The organism is Streptomyces sp. NPDC032940, assembly GCF_040636935.1.
Classification (GTDB): Bacteria; Actinomycetota; Actinomycetes; order Streptomycetales; family Streptomycetaceae; genus Streptomyces.
This window is the reverse complement of sequence record NZ_JBEZVJ010000012.1, coordinates 70,997-90,571: the sequence shown is the minus strand read 5'-3', so window position 1 is coordinate 90,571 and position 19,575 is coordinate 70,997. Positions and strand designations below refer to the sequence as shown.

The 19,575-nt window shown below is 72.6% G+C and carries 13 protein-coding genes; 6 read left to right on the top strand and 7 right to left on the bottom strand.

Annotation, left to right across the window (positions count from 1 at the left end):
• Positions 1-89 precede the first annotated feature (89 nt).
• A complete protein-coding gene (locus AB0E77_RS17410) occupies positions 90-329 on the top strand; it encodes a dTMP kinase (RefSeq protein ID WP_361571060.1) in 240 nt (79 codons plus the stop codon).
• Between the two features lie 103 nt (positions 330-432).
• Here AB0E77_RS17410 and AB0E77_RS17405 read toward each other — a convergent pair whose 3' ends face one another.
• Positions 433-2,106, bottom strand: a complete 1,674-nt coding sequence (locus AB0E77_RS17405; protein ID WP_361571057.1) for an RICIN domain-containing protein — start codon at positions 2,104-2,106, stop codon at positions 433-435.
• A gap of 168 nt (positions 2,107-2,274) precedes the next feature.
• Positions 2,275-3,342 (bottom strand): uroporphyrinogen decarboxylase, encoded by a 1,068-nt coding sequence (hemE, locus tag AB0E77_RS17400; protein ID WP_361571054.1) that lies wholly within the window; start codon positions 3,340-3,342, stop codon positions 2,275-2,277.
• Positions 3,343-3,524: 182 nt separating this feature from the next.
• Between hemE and AB0E77_RS17395 the strand changes: the two genes are divergently transcribed.
• The 5 genes from AB0E77_RS17395 to AB0E77_RS17375 all read left to right on the top strand — a co-directional run bounded on the left by AB0E77_RS17395 (position 3,525) and on the right by AB0E77_RS17375 (position 10,150).
• Positions 3,525-4,202 (top strand): DUF3000 domain-containing protein, encoded by a 678-nt coding sequence (locus tag AB0E77_RS17395; RefSeq protein ID WP_361571051.1) that lies wholly within the window; start codon positions 3,525-3,527, stop codon positions 4,200-4,202.
• A gap of 302 nt (positions 4,203-4,504) precedes the next feature.
• Positions 4,505-5,167 carry a response regulator transcription factor gene (locus AB0E77_RS17390; RefSeq protein WP_030249151.1) on the top strand — a complete coding sequence of 221 codons (663 nt, stop codon included), beginning with the start codon at positions 4,505-4,507 and terminating at the stop codon, positions 5,165-5,167.
• 148 nt (positions 5,168-5,315) lie between these two features.
• Complete coding sequence (locus AB0E77_RS17385; RefSeq protein ID WP_361571048.1) at positions 5,316-6,608, top strand: ribonuclease D; 1,293 nt, start codon at positions 5,316-5,318, stop codon at positions 6,606-6,608.
• A gap of 198 nt (positions 6,609-6,806) precedes the next feature.
• On the top strand, positions 6,807-8,024 hold the full coding sequence (locus tag AB0E77_RS17380) for an acetyl-CoA C-acyltransferase (RefSeq protein WP_361571046.1): 1,218 nt from the start codon (positions 6,807-6,809) through the stop codon (positions 8,022-8,024).
• Positions 8,021-10,150 (top strand): 3-hydroxyacyl-CoA dehydrogenase NAD-binding domain-containing protein, encoded by a 2,130-nt coding sequence (locus AB0E77_RS17375; protein WP_361571043.1) that lies wholly within the window; start codon positions 8,021-8,023, stop codon positions 10,148-10,150. The genes AB0E77_RS17380 and AB0E77_RS17375 overlap by 4 nt, the downstream gene beginning before the upstream one ends.
• 107 nt (positions 10,151-10,257) lie before the next feature.
• On the opposite strand, the gene AB0E77_RS17370 is transcribed toward AB0E77_RS17375, so the two are convergent.
• Genes AB0E77_RS17370 through AB0E77_RS17350 form a run of 5 tightly spaced genes read right to left on the bottom strand, consistent with a single transcriptional unit; the run spans position 10,258 to position 19,412 of the window.
• Positions 10,258-11,643, bottom strand: coding sequence for a GDSL-type esterase/lipase family protein (locus tag AB0E77_RS17370; RefSeq protein ID WP_361571040.1), 1,386 nt, complete (start codon positions 11,641-11,643; stop codon positions 10,258-10,260).
• A 44-nt stretch (positions 11,644-11,687) separates the two neighbouring features.
• On the bottom strand, positions 11,688-13,691 hold the full coding sequence (locus AB0E77_RS17365; protein WP_361571037.1) for a PIG-L family deacetylase: 2,004 nt from the start codon (positions 13,689-13,691) through the stop codon (positions 11,688-11,690).
• Positions 13,692-13,740: 49 nt separating this feature from the next.
• Entirely contained in the window at positions 13,741-16,614 is a 2,874-nt protein-coding gene (locus AB0E77_RS17360) for a stealth conserved region 3 domain-containing protein (protein ID WP_361571034.1), read from the bottom strand.
• 9 nt (positions 16,615-16,623) lie between these two features.
• Complete coding sequence (locus AB0E77_RS17355) at positions 16,624-17,562, bottom strand: hypothetical protein (RefSeq protein WP_361571031.1); 939 nt, start codon at positions 17,560-17,562, stop codon at positions 16,624-16,626.
• Complete coding sequence (locus tag AB0E77_RS17350; RefSeq protein ID WP_361571029.1) at positions 17,559-19,412, bottom strand: stealth family protein; 1,854 nt, start codon at positions 19,410-19,412, stop codon at positions 17,559-17,561. The genes AB0E77_RS17355 and AB0E77_RS17350 overlap by 4 nt, the downstream gene beginning before the upstream one ends.
• Between the last annotated feature and the right edge of the window lie 163 nt (positions 19,413-19,575).

Genomic DNA, 19,575 nt, shown 5'->3' with positions numbered 1-19,575 from the left:
GTGTTCGGCGGCGTTCGGCGGCTTTCGCTTCGGTACGGGCTCGTTCGTGGCATGACGCCGGCGGGGGCCGGACGGGCTGTGCTGGAGGCATGACATTTCTTCCGCTGCTGATCGGCCCGCTTCGGCGCGTGCTGCTGGTCGCCCTGCTCGCCCCGGCCCAGCTCGTGGCCCTCACCGCCACCGTCCCGGCCCTTGCGGTCCTGCCGTTCCTGACCGACGGCACGGACCGCGCGGTCCGGCTCCTACAGGCGCACGACGCGTATCTCAGGACGCTGTTGGCAGGGGCCCGCGGAGCAGGAGGCCGGGCTCCTGCCTGCGGTGCCCAGTAGGGGTGCGCTGCGGGCTCGGCCCGTCGGCCGACGGTCCCTGCGGGTCCCGTGGAGGTGCGGTCGGTCCGGTGGCCGTGGGACGGGCCGACCGCGGGGCCCGCTCTCAGGCGCGCTCCAGCCGCCAGATCTGCGGCTGGAGGCCGTTGCAGGTCCACTGCTGGACGTTGGCGCCTGCTGTCCTCGACCCCTGCGCCACGTCCAGGCACTGTCCGCTGGAGCGGACGACGAGGCGGTAGTAGCCCCGGCCGACGTTCTCCGGCCGCCAGTCCTGGGCGGCGGCGCCGTTGCAGTACCACTGGCGGACGTTGGCGCCGGGTGTGGCGGAGCCGTTCTCCACGTCCAGGCAGTGGCCGCTGTTGCGGCCGGTGAGCGTGAAGCGGCCCTCCCCGCGGGCGGTGAACCTGAAGTCCTGCGGGCCGAGTCCGTTGCACGGCCACTGCTGCACGTTGCCGCCCGGCGCGCGGGAGTCGGCGGCCACGTCGAGGCACTGTCCGCTGTTGGCGTTGACCAGCCGGTAGACCGCGCCGTCGACGACCCCGGCTCCGTCGCCGGTCCCGGTGACGGAGCCGGTGGCGTAGTACGGCTTGCAGACCGTGCCGTCGAAGTCGGTGGCGATCTGCAGGACCGTGCGGCCGTCGGCCGAGGGCAGCAGCGGGGAGCTGTAGTTCTGGCAGTAGTTGATCTGCGGGTCGGGCACCTGCACCGGTGCCTCGATCTCGTACCAGGGCCCGCTGCCGTTCTCGGTGTTGGCGAGGATCGTCCGGCCGCTCCCGGCGGCGACGCTGCCGTCCTTCTCGAGCAGGCGCTGTCCCACCAGCAGCAGCCGTCCGTCGGGGTCGCCGTCCGGGCTCGGTGCCCAGGCGATGGTCGGGGTGGCGCGGAAGTACTTGCCGTCGACCGTCTCGGGACGGATGCCGAGGTCGGTGACGCTCCCCCAGTTCCAGCCGTCGGCGGAGGTGCGGTAGTGCACCACGCACTGGTACTGCCCGCCGGGGGTGCAGATCTCGTAGCTCATGACGTACGTGCCGTCGGGCAGCCTGCGCACGACCGGCATGCCGGGCCGGTCGGTCGCCAGGGAGCTGGCGACGGTGTCGTGGCGCCCCTGCCAGGTGACGCCGTCGTAGCTGCGTACGGCGACGAGTTTCTGGCTGTGCGCGGGGTCCGTCTCGTCGGAGTAGTGGCAGACCAGGGCGCCGTCCGAGGCGATCGAGAACTCCGGTTCCCACAGGCCGCCGGTGCCGGTGGCGACCGCGCACGCGGAGAGGTAGGACCAGGTGCGGCCCACGTCGTCGCTGCGCCAGATCCGCAGCGCCATGCGGCGGTCGGGCTCGTCCTGGCCGGCCGACGAGGCCCAGAGCAGGGTGCCGGCCGGCAGCGCGCCGATCTGCCGGGGCAGTTCGAACAGGGTGCTGCAGCAGAGCCCCCGGCCGGACCCGGACTCGGGGTCGGAGATCCGGCCCACCTCGTGGAAGGTGGCGCCGTTGTCGGTGCTCTCGTGGACGGCGCCGATCCCCTGGTCGCCGTCGAAGGTGACGACGCCGGCCAGGATCCGTCCGTCCCGGGCGAGCCGAATGGCGCGCGGGTACAGGCCCGTGCCGTCGCGCAGCGGGGTGCCGGTGGCGGCGGTGGAGACGGTGTCCGCCGCGGCCGGGGCGGAGGGTGCGGGAGCCGCTGCGACGGCCGGTGCGGCGAGCAGTGTGCTCAGCACCACGGCCAGAACGGGTGAGAGGGCGCGGAAGCGGTGGTGTGCGAGGGCGCGGAACAGTCGGAGCGGCAACAACACGTTCCCCTTTCCTGCGAGCTTCGGCGAGCTTCGGTGAGCTTCGGGAAGCGAGATCCGCGTCAGGCTAGGACTGGTTGTACATCGATGTAAACAGGCGCGCGCAAAAAGGCCGGGACGGTCGCGGCCTCTCCGCCGCGCCCGCCCCGGCGCCCCTCGCGAGGGTCAGCGCGCGGTGCTGCTGTGGACGTACTCCACGAGGCGGGTCAGCGCGTCCGGGTCGGTGGTGGGCAGGACGCCGTGGCCGAGGTTGAAGACGTGTCCCTCCAGTCCGGCCGCGGCGTCGAGGACCTCGCGGGTCTTGGCCTCGACCGCCTGCGGGGAAGAGAAGAGCACGGCCGGGTCAAGGTTCCCCTGGAGCGCCTTGCCGGGGCCGACGCGGCGGGCGGCCTCGTCCAGCGGGACGCGCCAGTCGACGCCGACGACGTCCGCGCCGGCCTCGCCCATGTCGCGCAGCAGTTCGCCGGTGCCGACACCGAAGTGGATGCGCGGCACGCCGTACCCGGCGACGGCGTCGAAGACCTTGCGGGAGGCGGGCTGCACGAAGCGGCGGTAGTCGGCGGGGGCGAGGGCGCCGACCCAGGAGTCGAAGAGCTGCACGGCGCTCGCGCCGGCCTCGAGCTGCACCGAAAGGAAGGCTGCCGTGATGTCGGCGAGGCGGTCCAGCAGGTCGGCCCACAGCTCGGGGTCGCCGTACATGAGCGCCTTGGTGTGCTCGTGGTTGCGGGACGGGCCGCCCTCCACGAGGTAGCTCGCAAGGGTGAAGGGGGCGCCCGCGAAGCCGATCAGCGGGGTCGCGCCCAGCTCACGGGTGAGCAGGCCGTACGCCTCGGTGACGTAGGAGACGTCCTCCGGGGTGAGGTCGCGCAACTGCGCGAGGTCCGCGCGGGAGCGGATCGGGTTCGCGACGACCGGGCCGACGCCCGGCTTGATGTCGAGGTCGATGCCGATGGCCTTGAGCGGGACCACGATGTCGCTGAAGTAGATCGCCGCGTCCACGCCGTGCCGGCGCACCGGCTGGAGGGTGATCTCGGCGACCAGCTCCGGCCGCATGCAGGACTCGAGCATCGGGATGCCCTCGCGCACCTTGAGGTACTCCGGCAGTGAGCGGCCGGCCTGGCGCATGAACCACACGGGGGTGTGCGGCACCGGCTCACGCCGGCACGCCTTGAGGAAGGCGGAGTCGTACGTGGCGGTCGGCTGCTTGCCCGCGGGGCTCTCGTTGGCACTCACAGCGGCAAGTCTCGCATGCCCCCCGGGCGGTGCCCGCCCTCGGGTGCGGGCTCGCCGGACCGGGGCGCGCGCACCCGCACGGGCCCCGGCGCGCCCTCGCCGTACCACGTGATCCGGACATCGCGCCCGCACGCGGGTGTCCCTCCCTGCGCCGGGGCGCCGTTCCGCTTAATCTTCCCCGCATGGCTGCGGCTCAGGGACGACTGTCGGACGACGCTGGCGGAATGGACGAACAGAAGGGCACCAAGGAGGGCGGGCGGCAACCGGGCGGCGCGGCACCGCCGCCGTTCACGGCCGCCGTCGACGCGCTCCAGACCGCGCGGCTGCGGCCGCAGATCGAGGTGGAGACGACGCGCGCGCCGCAGCGCCTCGCGCCGTTCGCGTACGCGCTGGAGGCCGCGGTCGTCGACGGCGACGAGGATCTGGCCGACGGGCGTCTGGTGCTGCTGCACGACCCGGCCGGGCACGACGCCTGGCGAGGCACCTTCCGGCTGGTCACGCTGGTGCGCGCCGAGCTGGAGCCGGAGATGGCCGCGGATCCGCTGCTGCCGGACGTCTGCTGGTCCTGGCTCACCGGCGCCCTCCAGGCCCGGGGCCTGGTCTACGGCGAGCCCAGCGGCACCGTCACGCGGGCCAGCTCCCACTACTTCGGCGGGCTGTCGGCGCGTCCGTCCGCCTCGCAGATCGAGATCCGCGCCTCCTGGACGCCCCGCGAGGGCCTGAAGGGGGTGCCGGACACGGCCGCCCACCTCGCCTCGTGGTGCGACCTGCTGGCCCAGGTCGCGGGTCTGCCGCCGGCCGGTCCCGGCGACGCGTCGGTCGTCACGCTGCCCCAGCGGCGCGGGCCGCAGTCCCGCTAGGAAGCCGGTCAAGAACGATCACAAGGGAACGCACCCGTCGACGCCTGCCCGACCGGCGGTCACTTTGTCGATACGGCCACTTTCGGCCTCGTATCGACAAAGATCTCGACAGAGATGGAAACCGTTCGATCTTCGAATGATCGACCGCGTGTCCGAATTGCTCGGATTGTTACTCACCAGATCGTGATCATTCCCTAAAGGCGGACGCGTCCGGTGCCGAAGACGACTGTGACCTTGAAAGCACGGTTCGTCCCGGCTTCGTCCCCCAGGAGCCGGTCCCGTCCCGCATCCCAGGAGGCCTGGTGTCCGTTCTCCTCGAGCAGCCCGCAAGCCTGGTCGCCTACCGCCCGAACAAGCCGACCGCCATGGTGGTCGTGGCCGACCCGCGCGTCCGTTCCACCGTCACCCGCCATCTGTGGGCGCTCGGTGTGCGCGACGTCATCGAGGCCTCGTCCGTCGCGGAGGCTCGTCCCCGCATCGGCAACCCCCGCGACATCTGCGTCGCAGACGTCCATCTCCCCGACGGCTCCGGTCTCACCCTGCTGTCCGAGACCCGCGCCGCGGGCTGGCCCAACGGGCTCGCCCTGTCCGCCGCCGACGACATCGGCGCCGTCCGCAACGCCCTCGCCGGCGGCGTCAAGGGCTACGTCGTCACCGGCACCCGTACCAACATCGGGCTCCCCACCCGGCCCGGTGCCGCCCCCATCGGCGCCGCCGCCGCCCGACTGCACCGCCGCCCCCCGGGCGCCCCGAGCCACCCGGGCGGCTACCGCGAACTCTCCGGCCGCGAGGTCGAGGTGCTGCGACTGGTCGCGGAGGGCCAGTCGAACAAGGCGATCGGCGTCTCCATGGGCCTGTCCGCCCTGACCGTCAAGAGCCACCTGGCCCGCATCGCCCGCAAGCTCGGCACGGGCGACCGCGCCGGCATGGTGGCGGTGGCCCTGCGGACCGGCATCATCCACTGACCGCCCCGAACCCCGCCCGCCGCGCGACCGCCCACCCCTCCCCGGTGCGCCCCGTCCTTCCCTGACCTGTCCGGATAACGACCCCCCGCAGCCCGCCGACGGAACGTTCCGTCGGCGGGCTGCGCGCATACACCGATACCCTTGACCGGTGACCGAGGCCCACGAAACCGCAGCAGACCGTTCACTGCGCACCACCGGAGGCGCTCCTCCGGACGACGCCGGATCTTCTGTGAGCCAGGCGCCGATCCCCTTGCTCGAACCACGCGAGGGCGTACCGCCGGTGATCGCCGACGCGGCCGCCCTCGCCGAGGTGACCGCCGCATTCGCCGCCGGCAGCGGCCCCGTCGCCGTCGACGCCGAGCGCGCCTCCGGCTACCGCTACGGCCAGCGCGCCTATCTGGTGCAGCTGCGCCGCCAGGGCGCCGGCACCGCGCTCATCGACCCCGTCGCCTGCCCCGACCTGTCGGAGCTGGGCGCGGCGGTCTCGGGCGCCGAGTGGGTGCTGCACGCGGCCACCCAGGACCTGCCGTGTCTGCGGGACATAGGGATGGTGCCCACCCGCATCTTCGACACCGAGCTGGCCGGCCGGCTCGCCGGCTTCCCCCGGGTCGGCCTCGGCGCGATGGTCGAGAACGTGCTGGGATTCGTCCTGGAGAAGGGCCACTCGGCCGTCGACTGGTCGACCCGCCCGCTGCCCGAACCGTGGCTGCGCTACGCCGCCCTCGACGTCGAGCTCCTGGTCGACCTGCGCGACGCGCTGGAGAAGGAGCTGGACCGGCAGGGCAAGCTGGAGTGGGCCCGGCAGGAGTTCGACGCGATCGCCTCGGCCCCGCCGGCCGAGCCCCGCAAGGACCCGTGGCGCCGCACGTCCGGCATGCACAAGGTGCGCCGGCGCCGGCAGCTCGCCGTCGTCCGGGAGCTGTGGCAGACCCGGGACCGGATCGCGCAGCGCCGTGACGTCTCCCCCGGCAAGGTGCTCGGGGACGCCGCGATCGTGGAGGCCGCGCTCGCGCTGCCGGCCAACGCGCACGCGCTCGGGGCGCTCGGCGGCTTCGGGCGGGTGAACCGCCGGCAGCTGGACCAGTGGCAGGCCGCGGTCGACCGGGCCAAGGGCCTCACGGAGTCCCAGCTGCCCCAGCCCGGCCAGCCGGTGACGGGTCCCCCGCCGCCGCGCGCCTGGGCCGACAAGGACCCGGCCGCAGCCGCCCGGCTGGCCGCGGCGCGGGCGGGGGTGACCGCCCTGGCCGAGCAGCTGAACATGCCGCAGGAGAACCTGATCACGCCGGACACCGTGCGCAGGGTCTGCTGGGAGCCGCCGAAGCCGGCCGACCGGGAGAGCGTGGCCGCGGCCCTCACCGCCCACGGCGCCCGGCCGTGGCAGGTGGAACAGGTGACGCCGGTCCTGGTGACGGCCCTGAACCAGGAGGCGGAGCCCGCCTGACGGACGCGGCGGGAGGCGCGGCGGCGACGCCCCCGGGCCGCCGAAGGGGTGATGTCCGCCCGGCTCCGGGTGTGACCTTCACCGCTTGGGCCGGGGGGACTGGGCAGCTACGTTACTCATAAGTAGCATGGGCCTGAGCGCGCGCTCAGTGCATGCGTGCCGCAGCAGTGCCATCCCGCACCCTGGAGGAGAGCCATCGTGCCTCGTACCGTCAGGGACGTCGTCTTCGTCGACGGCGTCCGCACCCCGTTCGGCAAGGCGGGCCCGAAGGGCATCTACCACGAGACCCGCGCCGACGACCTGGTCGTGAAGGCGATCCGGGAGCTGCTGCGCCGCAACCCCGGTCTCGACCCGAAGAAGATCGACGAGGTCGCCGTCGCCGCGACCACGCAGATCGGCGACCAGGGCCTGACCATCGGCCGCACCGCCGGCATCCTGGCGGGCCTGCCGACCTCGGTCCCGGGCTACTCGATCGACCGCATGTGCGCGGGCGCCCTGACCGCCGTCACCACGGTGGCCGGCTCGGTCGCCTTCGGCGCGTACGACGTCGCCATCGCGGGCGGTGTCGAGCACATGGGCCGCCACCCGATGGGCGAGGGCGTCGACCCGAACCCGCGGTTCGTCAGCGAGAAGCTGGTCGACGAGTCCGCCCTGTTCATGGGCATGACCGCCGAGAACCTGCACGACCGCTACCCGAGCATCACCAAGCGGCGCGCCGACGAGTACGCCGTGCGCTCGCAGGAGAAGGCCGCCAAGGCGTACGCCAACGGCCAGATCCAGGCCGACCTGGTGCCGGTCTCGGTGCGCCGCACCAACGCGGAAGCCGGCGAGACGGGCTGGGGCCTGGTCACCGCCGACGAGCCGATGCGTCCGGGCACCACGCTGGAGAACCTGTCGGGCCTGAAGACGCCGTTCCGCGTGCACGGCCGGGTCACCGCGGGCAACGCGGCCGGTCTGAACGACGGCGCGACCGCCTCCCTCATCGCGAGCGAGGACTTCGCCCGCGAGAACGGCCTGCCGGTCAAGATGCGCCTGGTCTCCTACGCCTTCGCGGGCGTGGAGCCGGAGGTCATGGGCTACGGCCCGATCCCGGCCACCGAGAAGGCCCTCGCGCAGGCCGGCCTGTCGATCTCCGACATCGGCCTGTTCGAGATCAACGAGGCCTTCGCCGTCCAGGTCCTCGCGTTCCTGGAGCACTACGGCATCGCCGACGACGACGCCCGCGTCAACCAGTACGGCGGCGCCATCGCCTTCGGCCACCCGCTGGCATCCTCGGGCGTCCGCCTGATGACGCAGCTGGCCCGCCAGTTCGAGGAACAGCCGCACGTCCGCTACGGCCTGACGACCATGTGCGTCGGCTTCGGCATGGGCGCCACGGTCATCTGGGAGAACCCGCACTTCGAGGGGGACAAGTGAGCACCACCGCAGAGCTGCTGAAGGGTGCGGCCGAGCTGTTCCCCGGCGAGGTCGTCACCAGCGCCCACGTGCGCCACTTCGACCTCCCCCTGGGAGCCGGGCGCTTCGCGCTCATCACCCTGGACAACGGCCACGACCACACCAAGCCGACCACGCTCGGCCCGCAGTCGCTGGCGAACATCGACGCCGCGATCGACCAGGTCGAGAAGGAGGCCGCGGACGGCGACATCGTCGGCGTCGGCGTCACCGGCAAGCCGTTCATCTTCGCGGTCGGCGCCGACCTCAAGGGCGTCGAGCTGCTGAAGCGCCACGAGGACGCACTGGCCATCGGCAAGGGCGGCCACGACGTCCTCAAGCGCCTGGCGAACCTCGCCGTGCCGTCCTTCGCGTACTACAACGGCGCCTCCATGGGCGGCGGCGTCGAGATCGGCCTGCACTGCACCTACCGCACGGTGTCCGCGGCCCTCCCTGCGTTCTCCCTCCCCGAGGTCTTCCTCGGCCTGGTCCCCGGCTGGGGCGGTTGCACGCTGCTGCCGAACCTGATCGGCGCCGACAAGGCCGTCTCGGTGATCATCGAGAACAGCCTCAACCAGAACAAGCAGCTCAAGGGCAAGCAGGTCCACGAACTCGGCATCGCGGACGCGATCTTCGAGGGTGCGGACTTCCTGGAGCAGTCGCTGATCTGGACCGCGTCCGTCCTCAAGGGCGAGATCGCCGTCGAGCGTCCCGCGATCGACCGCGGGGAGGCCTGGGACCAGGCCGTCGCGCGCGGCCGGTTCATCGCCGACGGCAAGGTGCACGGCGCGGCCCCTGCCGCCTACCGCGCCCTGGACATCATCGCCGCCGCCAAGAACGGCGACCTCCAGCAGGGCTTCGACGCCGAGGACCAGGCGCTCGCCGACCTGATCATGGGCGGCGAACTGCGCGCGGGCATCTACTCGTTCAACCTGGTGCAGAAGCGCGGCAAGCGTCCCGCCGGTGCGCCGGACAAGTCTCTGGCCCGCCCGGTCACCAAGGTGGGCGTCGTCGGCGCCGGCCTGATGGCCTCGCAGCTGGCGCTGCTCTTCCTGCGCCGCCTGGAGGTCCCGGTCGTCCTCACGGACATCGACCAGGAGCGCGTCGACAAGGGCGTGGGCTACGTCCACGCCGAGATCGACAAGCTGCTCGGCAAGGGCCGTGTCAACCAGGACAAGGCCAACCGCCTCAAGGCGCTGGTGAGCGGTGTCCTGGACAAGGCCGAGGGCTTCGCGGACGCCGACTTCATCATCGAAGCGGTCTTCGAGGAGATGGGCGTCAAGCAGAAGGTGTTCGCGGAGGTCGAGGCGGTCGCCCCGGCGCACGCGATCCTCGCCACCAACACCTCCTCCCTCTCCGTCTCGGAGATGGCGTCGAAGCTGAAGCACCCCGAGCGGGTCGTCGGCTTCCACTTCTTCAACCCGGTCGCGATCCTCCCGCTGCTGGAGATCGTCCGCGGCGAGCAGACCGACGACGCTTCGCTGGCCACGGCCTTCGCCGTCGCCAAGAAGCTGAAGAAGACCGCGGTCCTGGTCAAGGACGCCCCGGCGTTCGTGGTCAACCGCATCCTGACCCGCTTCATGGGCGAGATCCAGAACGTCATCGACGAGGGCACGCCCGTCGAGGTCGCGGAGAAGGCGGTGGAGCCGCTGGGCCTGCCGATGTCCCCGCTGGTCCTCCTGGAGCTGGTCGGCCCGGCCATCGGCCTGCACGTCTCGGAGACCCTGAACCGGTCCTTCCCGGAGCGCTTCACGGTCTCCCCGAACCTGAAGGCGGTCGTCGAGGCGGGCAAGCGCGGCTTCTACGTCTACGACAGCGGCAAGCCCGAGCTGGACCCGGAGGTCGCCGCGCTGCTCGAGCAGGGCGACACCGTCCTCACCGAGGAGCAGGTCCGCGAGCGCGTCCTGGACGCGGTGGCCCAGGAGATCGGTCTGATGCTGGACGAGGGCGTCGTCGCCGAGGCCCAGGACATCGACCTCTGCCTGATCACCGGCGCCGGCTGGCCCTTCCACCTGGGCGGCATCACGCCGTACCTGGACCGCGAGGGCGTCTCCGAGCGGGTGAACGGGAAGCGGTTCCTGGAGGCGGGCGTGGCGAGCGTGCCCGCGTAGGTCTCCGATGCAACGGCGAAGGGGCCCCCGCCGGAAGGCGGGGGCCCCTTCGCCGTACCCGGGCCGGGAGCGGGCGGTCCCTGCCCGCTCCCGGCCCGGGTCGGCGGTCACCAGGCGGGCAGCGCCGGGTAGTGCTCGCAGTCCGCACCGCAGGGCACCCGCGCCGCCGTCGAGGTGTGGAGCCAGCTGTCCGCCGGGACGCCGTGCACCTTCAGCTCGAGCCGGGCGGGCGGGGAGTGGACCGCGCTGAAGACCCCCACGAACTCGACGGTGTAGGTCCCCGGCCGCCAGTCGTGGGCGTGGGTGACCCGCCAGGTGCCGTCCTCCTGCACCGGCGCCTCGGCGATCAGCCGTCCCTGTTCCAGCACCATGACCTTCTCGGTGCCGCGTCCCGCCGTTCCCGAGAACCGGGGTCGGGGTCCGCTGAAGGCGCCGGGCCGCGGGCCGATCACCTCGGGTGCCTCCAGGTGCTCCAGTACCTCGAAGTCGGTCTCCGCCGCCGACGACACCGCACTCCCGGCGAGCGCGACGGCGGTCACCTTGTGCCGGCCCTGCGGCCACTGCACGGCGCGCCGCCACTGCCAGGTGCCGTCCGCGGCGACCTGGGTGCCGCCGAGGTACTGGCCGTCCTCGAAGAACAGGACGTACTGGGCGCCCCCGGGGGCCGTGCCCGTCAGCTTGCGTCCCGCGCCCACCAGTTGGCCGGGGGCCGGCGACGTGACGGCCGGGGCGGCGCTCACCTCGGGGTGGGCCGTGAGGGCGAGGTGCGGGTGCTGCACGGTGAACTCCGTCTGCACCTCCGGGATCCGGCCCGGCATGAGGTTCTGGACCGCCACCAGACCCGGGGGCACGCCGGGCACGGCCGCGAGGCCGCTCGCCACCAGCCGGGCCGCCTCACGCGCACCGGCGTGGTTGAGGTGGCTGGAGTCGATGATGCCCTGGGGGTGCCCCGGGTGGTCGCCCGGGTCGAGCCAGCGGTAGAGGCCCCTGGCCCGGGTGGGGCCCAGTTCCGCCAGCAGCCGGGTGGTGGACGCCGTGAGATCGATGACGGCGCACTCCAGCTCGGCGGCGGCCTCCAGGGTCAGTTCGCGGTAGCCGTCGTGGGTGTCCACCGGACGGCCGGAGACGTCGAAGACGCAGCGGGCCGCCGGGGACACCAGGACGGGGACCGCGCCCTGCGCCCGCAGCGCCTCGGCGTACAGCCGCAGATACTCCTTGAACTCCCGCGGCCCGTGGTACCGGTTGAGCTGGTTGATGCGCTGCTCGACATGGCCGAAGGCGATGAGCACCACGTCGCCGGGGCCCACGAGCGTGAGCAGCGCCGCGAACCGCTCGGTGTAGTAGCCGCGCAGCGTCATCGCGTCGCGCGCGTAGTTGCGGACGTCGGAGCCGGCCGCCAGGAACTCCGCGAGGTACTGCCCCCAGCCGGCGAGCGGGGCCTCCTCCTCGGTACGGGACGCGGCGACCGAGTTGCCGATGACGCAGATCTTCATGACTTCTTCTTCTCGCTCCGTTGTCGTGCGCTCCGGCCCGCGGGTCAGCACGCCTGCCAGGGTCCGGGGCCGGCCCCCGGGCGGGCTTCCTCGAGCCTCGCCCAGTGCAGCCGGCCGTCGGCGCCGAGCGCCGTGACGACGGCCCGGCCGTGGACGTCGGCGGCGACCGCCGGCGCCCCGACCATCCGCAGGGCGTGGTCCTGCCAGTCGGGCAGGCCGTCCTCGCGCGCGTCGGTGGGCAGCACGGCGACGGCGGGGCGGCTGTGCTCGTCCCTGCGGGCGAGGACGAGGACGTCCCGGTCGGCGGAGTGGAGGCGGGCCGCGGCCACCGCGCCGGTGCCGCCGTCCTCGCTCAACCGTGTCACCCGCTGTTCCCACGTGCCGTTCGGGCGCTGCTGGTGGCGCATGACGGCACCGGTGTCCTCCTCGCGGTAGAAGAGGGCCACGCGGTTGCGGCCGATCTGTACGGGGGTCAGCCCCGAGGCCGGGCGCCAGGTCCCCGGAACGCCGGTGACCAGCTGGTCCTCCAGCTTGAAGGGGCCGTAGACCGCTTCCTGGCGCCAGCGCACACCGCCCGTGCGGTTGGTGGCGTACATGTCGATGCGGCCGGTGGACCGCAGGACGGCGGTCAGGGAGTCCTGCATCCAGCGTCCGCCGAAGGCCTCCCAGGGGCCGAGTCCGTCCGCGGTCTCCCGGCGCGTGCTGACGCCGACCGAGAAGTTGCGTACGAAGACGTGGAGATGGCCCGCCGGATCGACGACCGCCGCGGGCACGCCGACCTCGCGGCAGCGGCGCCAGTCCCGCGTGGCCTCGTCCGGGTTGCCAAACGACTCCCAGGGCAGCACCGAGCCGGTGTGGGCCTGGCGCCACATGCGCACGACCTCGACGTCGACCCGGCCCTCCTCGCCCATGGTGCGGCGCAGGCCGACCAGGTGGACGCCGCCGGTGCGGTCGGGGGCGACGGCGAGGCACGGCAGGAGGCCGCCGCCGGGGAGCAGCAGGGGACCTTCGAAGCGGCCGGCGCCCGGATCGGTCTCCGTCCATACGGCGGCCTGGTCGCCGAGGACGGCGTAGGCGGCGAGCCGGCCGTCGGCCTGGAGGTGCAGCCACTGGGTGCCCTGGGGGTAGCGGCTGCGGGTGCTCCACCCGTAGCGCCGGATGTCCGCGCCGTCGCCGAGCTGGAGGTCACCGCAGTAGCGGTGGGTGCACGGGTGGCCGTCGGCACCCGCGTACACGTCGATGAGCCCCTTCTTCAGGGTGTAGGAGCGCTCGCTGAGGTTGTTCGGCCAGGTCTTGTTGCCGTATCCGGTGAAGTGCTCGGTCAGCGGCGGGCGGCCGCCGGCCCGCAGGTGGCGCCGGAGCGCCTCCAGGGCGAACTGGGCGGTGGCGGTGTGGTCGGCGTGGTCGCTGGACGTGATGCCGCGCGCCTCGTCGAAGGACTCGTGCAGCGGGTCGGGGTCCATGGTCCACATCAGCGTGGGCTGGACGTAGCCGAGCATCTGCACCAGGGCGGCGACGACCTCCTCGCGGCCGAGGAGCTGTGCCTGGCGCAGCGGGGACTCGGGGCCCACGAGGGTGGGCTGGCGGGCGGCGCGTCCGTCCCACAGGCTGGTCAGCCGGACGGGCGGCTGGTCGGCGGGGAAGCCGTGCGCGGTGTCCACCATCCGCAGACCGAGGAAGAAGAGCTGCACCGACGGCGCCTCGGAGAGGTAGCAGCGCTCCGCGGCGACGCCGGGGACCAGTTCCACGGCCTCCCGGACCCAGGGCGCCTCCCGCTTGCCGAGGACCATGGTGGCGTAGGCGGCGCGCAGCCCGTTCTGCCGGGCCTCCATGTAACCCTCGAAGTCGACCGGGGCCCGGTCCCTGAGCGGGTCGCGGGTGTCGACGTTGCGTCCGTCCGCCTCGGCGGCGGTGAGGTACACGCTGGTGACCCGGTGTCCGTCGGCGAGCAGCCGGCTCAGGTCGGGGTTGACGAAGTACAGGTCGTCGTCCGGATGCGCGAAGACCTGGAAGAGGGAGGCGGGGTGCGCTTCGGTGGGCTGGGTCATGGTCGGTGGGCGCTCCGGTCGGGGACGGCGGACGTGCGGACGGTGACGGTCACAGGGGCCATCCGGGCAGGTATCCGGCATGGAACCGCTGGTTGCGGGGGGATCCGGCCTCGAACTGGCTGGCCACGGGGAAGTACGAGGGCAGGAAGGCCGCCAGGACGGCGTCCTGTTCGTCCTCGGTGACGTCGCCGTCGTGGTAGTCGTTCAGGCAGAACACGTCGTGCGGCCGGTTCAGCTGGAGCCGGGCCAGGCGCTGCTTGTGCTCGCTCAGGCCCACGTTGACGAAGCCGCAGTTGATGCTGCCGGGCGCGGACCGCCGTGTGTGGTAGCCCACGTAGTGGTGCAGGGAGGAGGCGACCGCGAGGTCGGAGTGGCTGCGGAAGCGGCTCGCCGCCGTACCGGCCACGGCGTCGGCGAAGTGCTCCTCGATGTCGGCGAGCACACTGCGCCGCAGCGGGTGCGGCGCGTGCAGGAACGAGTGGGCGAGGACCTGGCCGAAGGCTCCGGCGACGAGAGCGCGGTTGTTCTTGGCCGCGCTCATGTTGAACTCGTCCTCGGCGGAGACCGGCCCCATCGGGACGGTGGTGGGCGACATGAAGTACTTGGCGACGCCGTTGCCGTGGAAGAACATGCTCGGCTGGAGCACGCGCCCGATGAACACGTCGTCGTTGAAGTACAGGAAGTGCTCGGCCAGTCCGTCGATGTGGTGCAGCTGGCTCTCGATGGCGTGCGAGTTGTACGTCGGCAGCACCGAGGGATCGGCGAAGATCTCACGGTGGTCGACGACCCGGATCCGCGGGTGGCTCAGGTCGAGCCACTCGGGCACCTGCCGGTCGGTGACGAGGTGGACGGTGCGGATCCAGGGGGCGTGCATGTCGATGGAGCGCAGGGAGTAGCGCAGCTCGTCCCGGTCGCGGAAGCGGGCGGCGCTGCTCGCGGAGTCCTCGGTCTGCATGCCGAGCGCCCGCATCACCGCGTGCTTCCGCTCCAGCCAGTCGACGTCCCCTCCGTCGACCCAGGTGTAGACGGCGTCGACGGGGAAGGTCACGTCTCCGTGGAGGGTCTGGGCGAACGGCTCGATGGTCGGGTACGTAACGCCGCCCAGCACCGTGTCCCGCACCCGCATCGAGTGGACCGGCACCCGGTCGCCGATGAGGGTGCGGACCGGGGAGACCATCATGCCGGGGTCCTCCGGGTCCTCCTCCCAGAAGTTGATCGTGCACCCGTAGACGCCCGCCAGCCGGAGCGTGCGGGCGGGGCTGACCGCGTTCTGGTACACGCGCACCGCCGAGCAGGTGGTCTGGGCGTGCTGCTCGGCGAAGGCGGCGAGGACGGTGGCGGTGGGATTCTGGCGCTCGTTGAGGAGCGACACGTAGACGGCGCTGTTGCCGTGCGCGGCGGACAGGGCCTTCAGCGTCGCCTCCCGGTTGGAGGCGTGCACGGCGACCGCGTGGCGGACGTTGGTGTCCCTGGTGACGAAGTACGGGACCTGCGCGTGCGTCAGGGCCGTGGCGACCAGCCCCAGGTTGTGCTGGACGACGTCCCAGGGGGTCTCGCTCTCCAGCCGGCGGCACAGCTGTCCGCCGTCGCGCACCAGGCCCCGGTCGGAGCGCAGGAGCCGCTCCTCGAGCGCGCGCTGCTCCTTGGTGTCGACGGTCGTGGCGGGTGCGGGGGCCGCCGGGCGGAGCATGCCCTCCTGGCCGCTCATCAGGGCGTGGACCGCCTGACGTTCCGCCTTGCGGGCCTCGCGGAGTCCCGAGGCGCGCTCCTGTTCCAGCTCGGCGAAGATCCTCTCCCACAGGGCGGTGACCACGGGCGGGGCGAGGCGGGCGACCGAGGCCGCGGCGGCCTGGCCCATGCGGTGGCGCAGCGGGGCGTTCTCGATGAGGTGGATCAGCGCCTGTGCAGCGGCGTCGGTGTCGTTCGCGGGTACGAGGATGCCGGTCTGCCCGTCCAGGACGACCTCGCGGGGGCCGTTGGGGCAGTCGTAGGACACGACGGGTACGCCGGCGGCCTGAGCCTCGGTCAGGACCAGCGGGAACGCCTCGTTGCGGGAGGTCATCAGGGCGATGCTGGCCTTGGCCCACTCCTCGGCGAGGTGCGGGGAGTTGCCGTTGAGCTGGACGCTGCCGTGCAGGCCGAGCACGTCGATCTGGCGCCGCAGGGCACCGCTGAGCGGGCCGTCGCCGAAGATGCGCAGCGTCCAGGTGGGGTGCCGGCGCGCGACCGTGTCCCAGATGGTGATGGCGTGGTCGATCTGCTTCTCGCCGACGAGCCGGCCGGCGATGACCACGCTGCGGGTCTCGAGGGTGGAACGGGGCCGGAAGCCGCGGGGCAGGGCGTTCGGTACGACGTCGATGCGCGGAGCGCTCTCGCCGAGGGTCTCGGCGAACCAGTTGCGGGTGCGCTCGCTGAGCACCGCGAGCGCGTCGAGCCGGGAGGCGTAGCGCAGGAGCGGTTCGGCGCTGGGCCCGCGCAGTTCGGAGACCCGGTGCTCCTGGTGGAGGGTCATCACGCGGGGCGGGGCGAGCTGCACCGCCAGCGCCATGAGCGCCGGCGTGGTGGTGACGAGCAGATCGGTGTCGGTGTTCTGGAGGGCGTACTCCAGCTCCAGGTCGGTGAGCCGGTTGAACGCCGCCTCCCACGACGGGTCCACCAGCGTGCTGGGCCGGTCGGCGACCTGGGCCCAGGCCTCGGGGCCGAGTCCGGTGGGCCGCAGCGGTACGGGCGTGGGGCCCGTCCGGTCGATCAGGTAGTCGACGCGGATCCGCTCGTCGACGGGGAAGAACAGCTGCGGCTGGGTCTTCAGGATGCTCAGGACGCGGACGTCGTGGTTCTCGACGAGTTCGGCGGCCTGGTTGAAGACGGCTCGTTCGGTGCCTCCGACGGCGTCCGCGGTGAGCAGGAGAAAAGTGATCTTCATGGTTTCCGGTTACGCGGCTTCCGCCATCGGGCTGCACTGGATGCGGAAGTTGCCCGCGGGCGTGTAGCGGGGCAGTACGAGCATGGGGGTGCGGCCGACGGGTGTGACCGTGGCCTCGCGCATGGCGAACACGCGCTTGGGGTTGCGCACGTCGTGCAGGCGTCGTCCGAGCCGCAGGTCGCGCAGGTTGTCCGAGCACAGGACGACGTCCCACTGCTCGGGGCGGTCGCGGCGCGGCACCATGAGGTGGAGCGGGGCGAAGACCTGCCACAGGCCGTCGTCCAGCTCGGTGACCTCGGCCTCCAGCCGGCGCCCGGAGGCGACGAACTCGGCCCACGGCGCCTCGGGCCGGCCGCCGACGACGCGGAAGGTGATGTCGACCCCGCTGTGGGACGTCTGGACTCGGACCACCTCCACCGAGGGCGGGGCCGGGCTGCACGTCACCCGGGCGCTGCCGGTGACGGTGCGGCCCAGCCGGTAGCGGGCGCCCGTGACGGCCGACGCCTCCATGGGCCGGGTGGGGCCGGCGTAGGGCCTCGGCATGTCGAGGAGCAGCAGGGACAGGGCCCTCCTGCGCAGACCCTTCTTCGCCTTCAGCCGGATCTTCCACCGTCCGGAGTTCAGCGGGAGGCCGCCGACCTCCCGCCCGAGCAGCACGGCGGCGTCCATGAGGACGCTGCCGTCGTGGTCGTGGTAGACGCGGGCCTCCGCGGTGTGACGGCGTCCCCCGCGACGCAGTTCGAGGCGGGCGTGTTCGTCGGCGGGCACCCAGTCCGGCATCCTCGCGTGCAGGTTGACGGTCTGGCCGTCGAGGACCGCGGCGTAGCGCAGTACGGCCGCGCGGTCCTCGCGCCAGGGCAGGAAGACCCGGCGCAGGAGCACCGATCGGACGCGGGTGCCGGCGCGGCGCACTCGGCGGCGGACGGCGCGAAGGGGGCGGCGCTTCATCGTGGGGCTCCGTCGATAGGGGCGTGGTCGTGGCGGTCGGCGGCGAGCGGACGGAGGGCCCGACGGTCGGCGAGCCGGGTGGGCCCGGTCACGCCCGGGGGCAGCTCGAACCGGCTGGGCACGGGGAAGTAGCGCTCCAGGAAGGAGCGCACCATGTGTTCCTGCGCCTCGGGGTCCGGGTGCACCACCGTGTCGTTGAGGCAGAAGGTGTCGAAGTTCCGGCGCGCGAGCAGGGTGTCCAGGCGACGCTGGGCGAGCTCCCCTGCGAGGTCGATGTAGACGTAGCGCAGGCTGCCGGTGGTCGCGCGGCCGGTGTGGAAGGCGTAGTAGTGGTGCAGGGACGACGTGATGGGGACGTCGTGGGGCGATCGGAAGCGGGCGTGCTGGGTGCGGCGGTGCTCGTCCGCGTAGACCAGCTCGATGTCGTCGAGGACGTCGCGCCGCAGCGGGTGCGGCGTGTGCTTCATCTTCTGCGCGACCCGGGTGCCGAACGACCGCTCGATCAGGGCCCGGCTGTTCTTGCCGGCGGCGTTGACCGGCAGGTCGTCGGGGCCGGCCGGGCCGCTCGGCACCAGTGCCTTGGACTGGAAGAACTTGCTCAGCCCGTTGGCGTGGAAGAAGTGGCCCGCGGTGAGGGGCCGGCCGAAGAACACGTCGTCGTTGAGGTAGAGGAAGTGCTCGGACAGGCCCTCGATGTGGTGCAACTGGCTCTCGATGGCGTGCGAGTTGAAGGTCGGCAGGGCCGAGGGGTCGGAGAAGATGTCGCGGTGGTCGACCACGTTCAGGCCGGGGGCGTCGGTGTCGAGCCAGGCGGGCACCTGTCCGGCGGTGACCAGGTGGATGGTGCGGACCCAGGGCGCGTACTGGTGCAGGGAGCGCAGGGAGTAGCGCAGCTCGTCGCGGCTGGTGAAGCGGGCGTCGTTGGCGGCCTGGGAGTGCAGCCGGGGCGCGGGGACTCCCGGCAGGCCCGTCCGGGCGGCGTCGCGTTCGGCCGCCCACACGGGGTCGGAGTCGTCGACCCAGGTGTAGACGACGTCGATGGGGAAGAGGTGGTCGTCGGGCAGCGGCCGGGTGAACTCGGGCAGCGTGCGGGCGAGTCCGGTGCCGTAGACACCGGGGATGAGGCTGAAGAGGGCCTGCGGTGCCTCGACCCGGTCCCCGGTGTCGGTGAAGTCGGTGATGACGCTGTTGGGACGGGGCGCGGTCAGACGGCCGTCGATGTCCTTCCAGAACTCGAGGTCGCAGCCGTAGCCGGCCCCGAAGACGAGTTGCCCGGTGAGGTCGGTGACGTACCAGGCGACGCGCAGCACGTCGTGCCGGCGCAGCCGGCTCCAGCTGCGCTCCTCGTCGCCGGGGTGCATGGCCCCGTCGTCGTCGCCGGCGGGACCCGCGTATCCGGGCGCGGCCTCGAACACGGCCCGCAGCACCTGCTCCGCCTCACGGCGCAGGGCGGCCGGCACGGCGACGGTGGGCGCCTCGCGTCCGGTGCCGCGGATGCAGAAGTGGTCGATGCCGGCGGACTCCAGCGCGGTGACGAGCAGGTGGAGGTTGCGGGCGCGGGCCGCCCAGGCGGTGGCGCCCTCGACCAGGTGGGCACGCATGTGCCGGCTGCCGGCCCTGACGACGCGGACGGTGTGGTCGCCGCCGTGGCGCGGGGCGTTGCGCCGGCCGCCCATGGCCCAGACGATCGCGGCCGAGCTGACGGCGTCGACGGTGGACAACGACTGCTTGACGGCGGAACGCAGCGGGGTGGGCACTTTGCGGGCGATGCCCCGGCGGGCGGTCGTGGGCACGATCGCCCGGTACGCGGACACGAGAGATCCGGACTCCGGATTTCCGGAACCGATCACGAGGCACTCACCATCCATGCCGCTACCGGTCCCGCGCCGGCATCACGAAGAGGCGGCGCTGCCCCCCGATCACCGAGCGAAGACAGACCGTTTGCTGCCCATAAGTCCGATCTGTTCTACTCACCCTCAACCCGCACGCCATCGAACATGCGCACGGGTTGAG

Coding starts and splice junctions, on each gene's coding strand:
- AB0E77_RS17410 (WP_361571060.1), top strand. CDS start 90: ATGACATTTCTTCCGCTGCTGATCGGCCCGCTTCGGCGCGTGCTGCTG.
- AB0E77_RS17370 (WP_361571040.1), bottom strand. CDS start 11,643: ATGAAGATCTGCGTCATCGGCAACTCGGTCGCCGCGTCCCGTACCGAG.
- AB0E77_RS17365 (WP_361571037.1), bottom strand. CDS start 13,691: ATGACCCAGCCCACCGAAGCGCACCCCGCCTCCCTCTTCCAGGTCTTC.
- AB0E77_RS17395 (WP_361571051.1), top strand. CDS start 3,525: ATGGCTGCGGCTCAGGGACGACTGTCGGACGACGCTGGCGGAATGGAC.
- AB0E77_RS17355 (WP_361571031.1), bottom strand. CDS start 17,562: ATGAAGCGCCGCCCCCTTCGCGCCGTCCGCCGCCGAGTGCGCCGCGCC.
- AB0E77_RS17360 (WP_361571034.1), bottom strand. CDS start 16,614: ATGAAGATCACTTTTCTCCTGCTCACCGCGGACGCCGTCGGAGGCACC.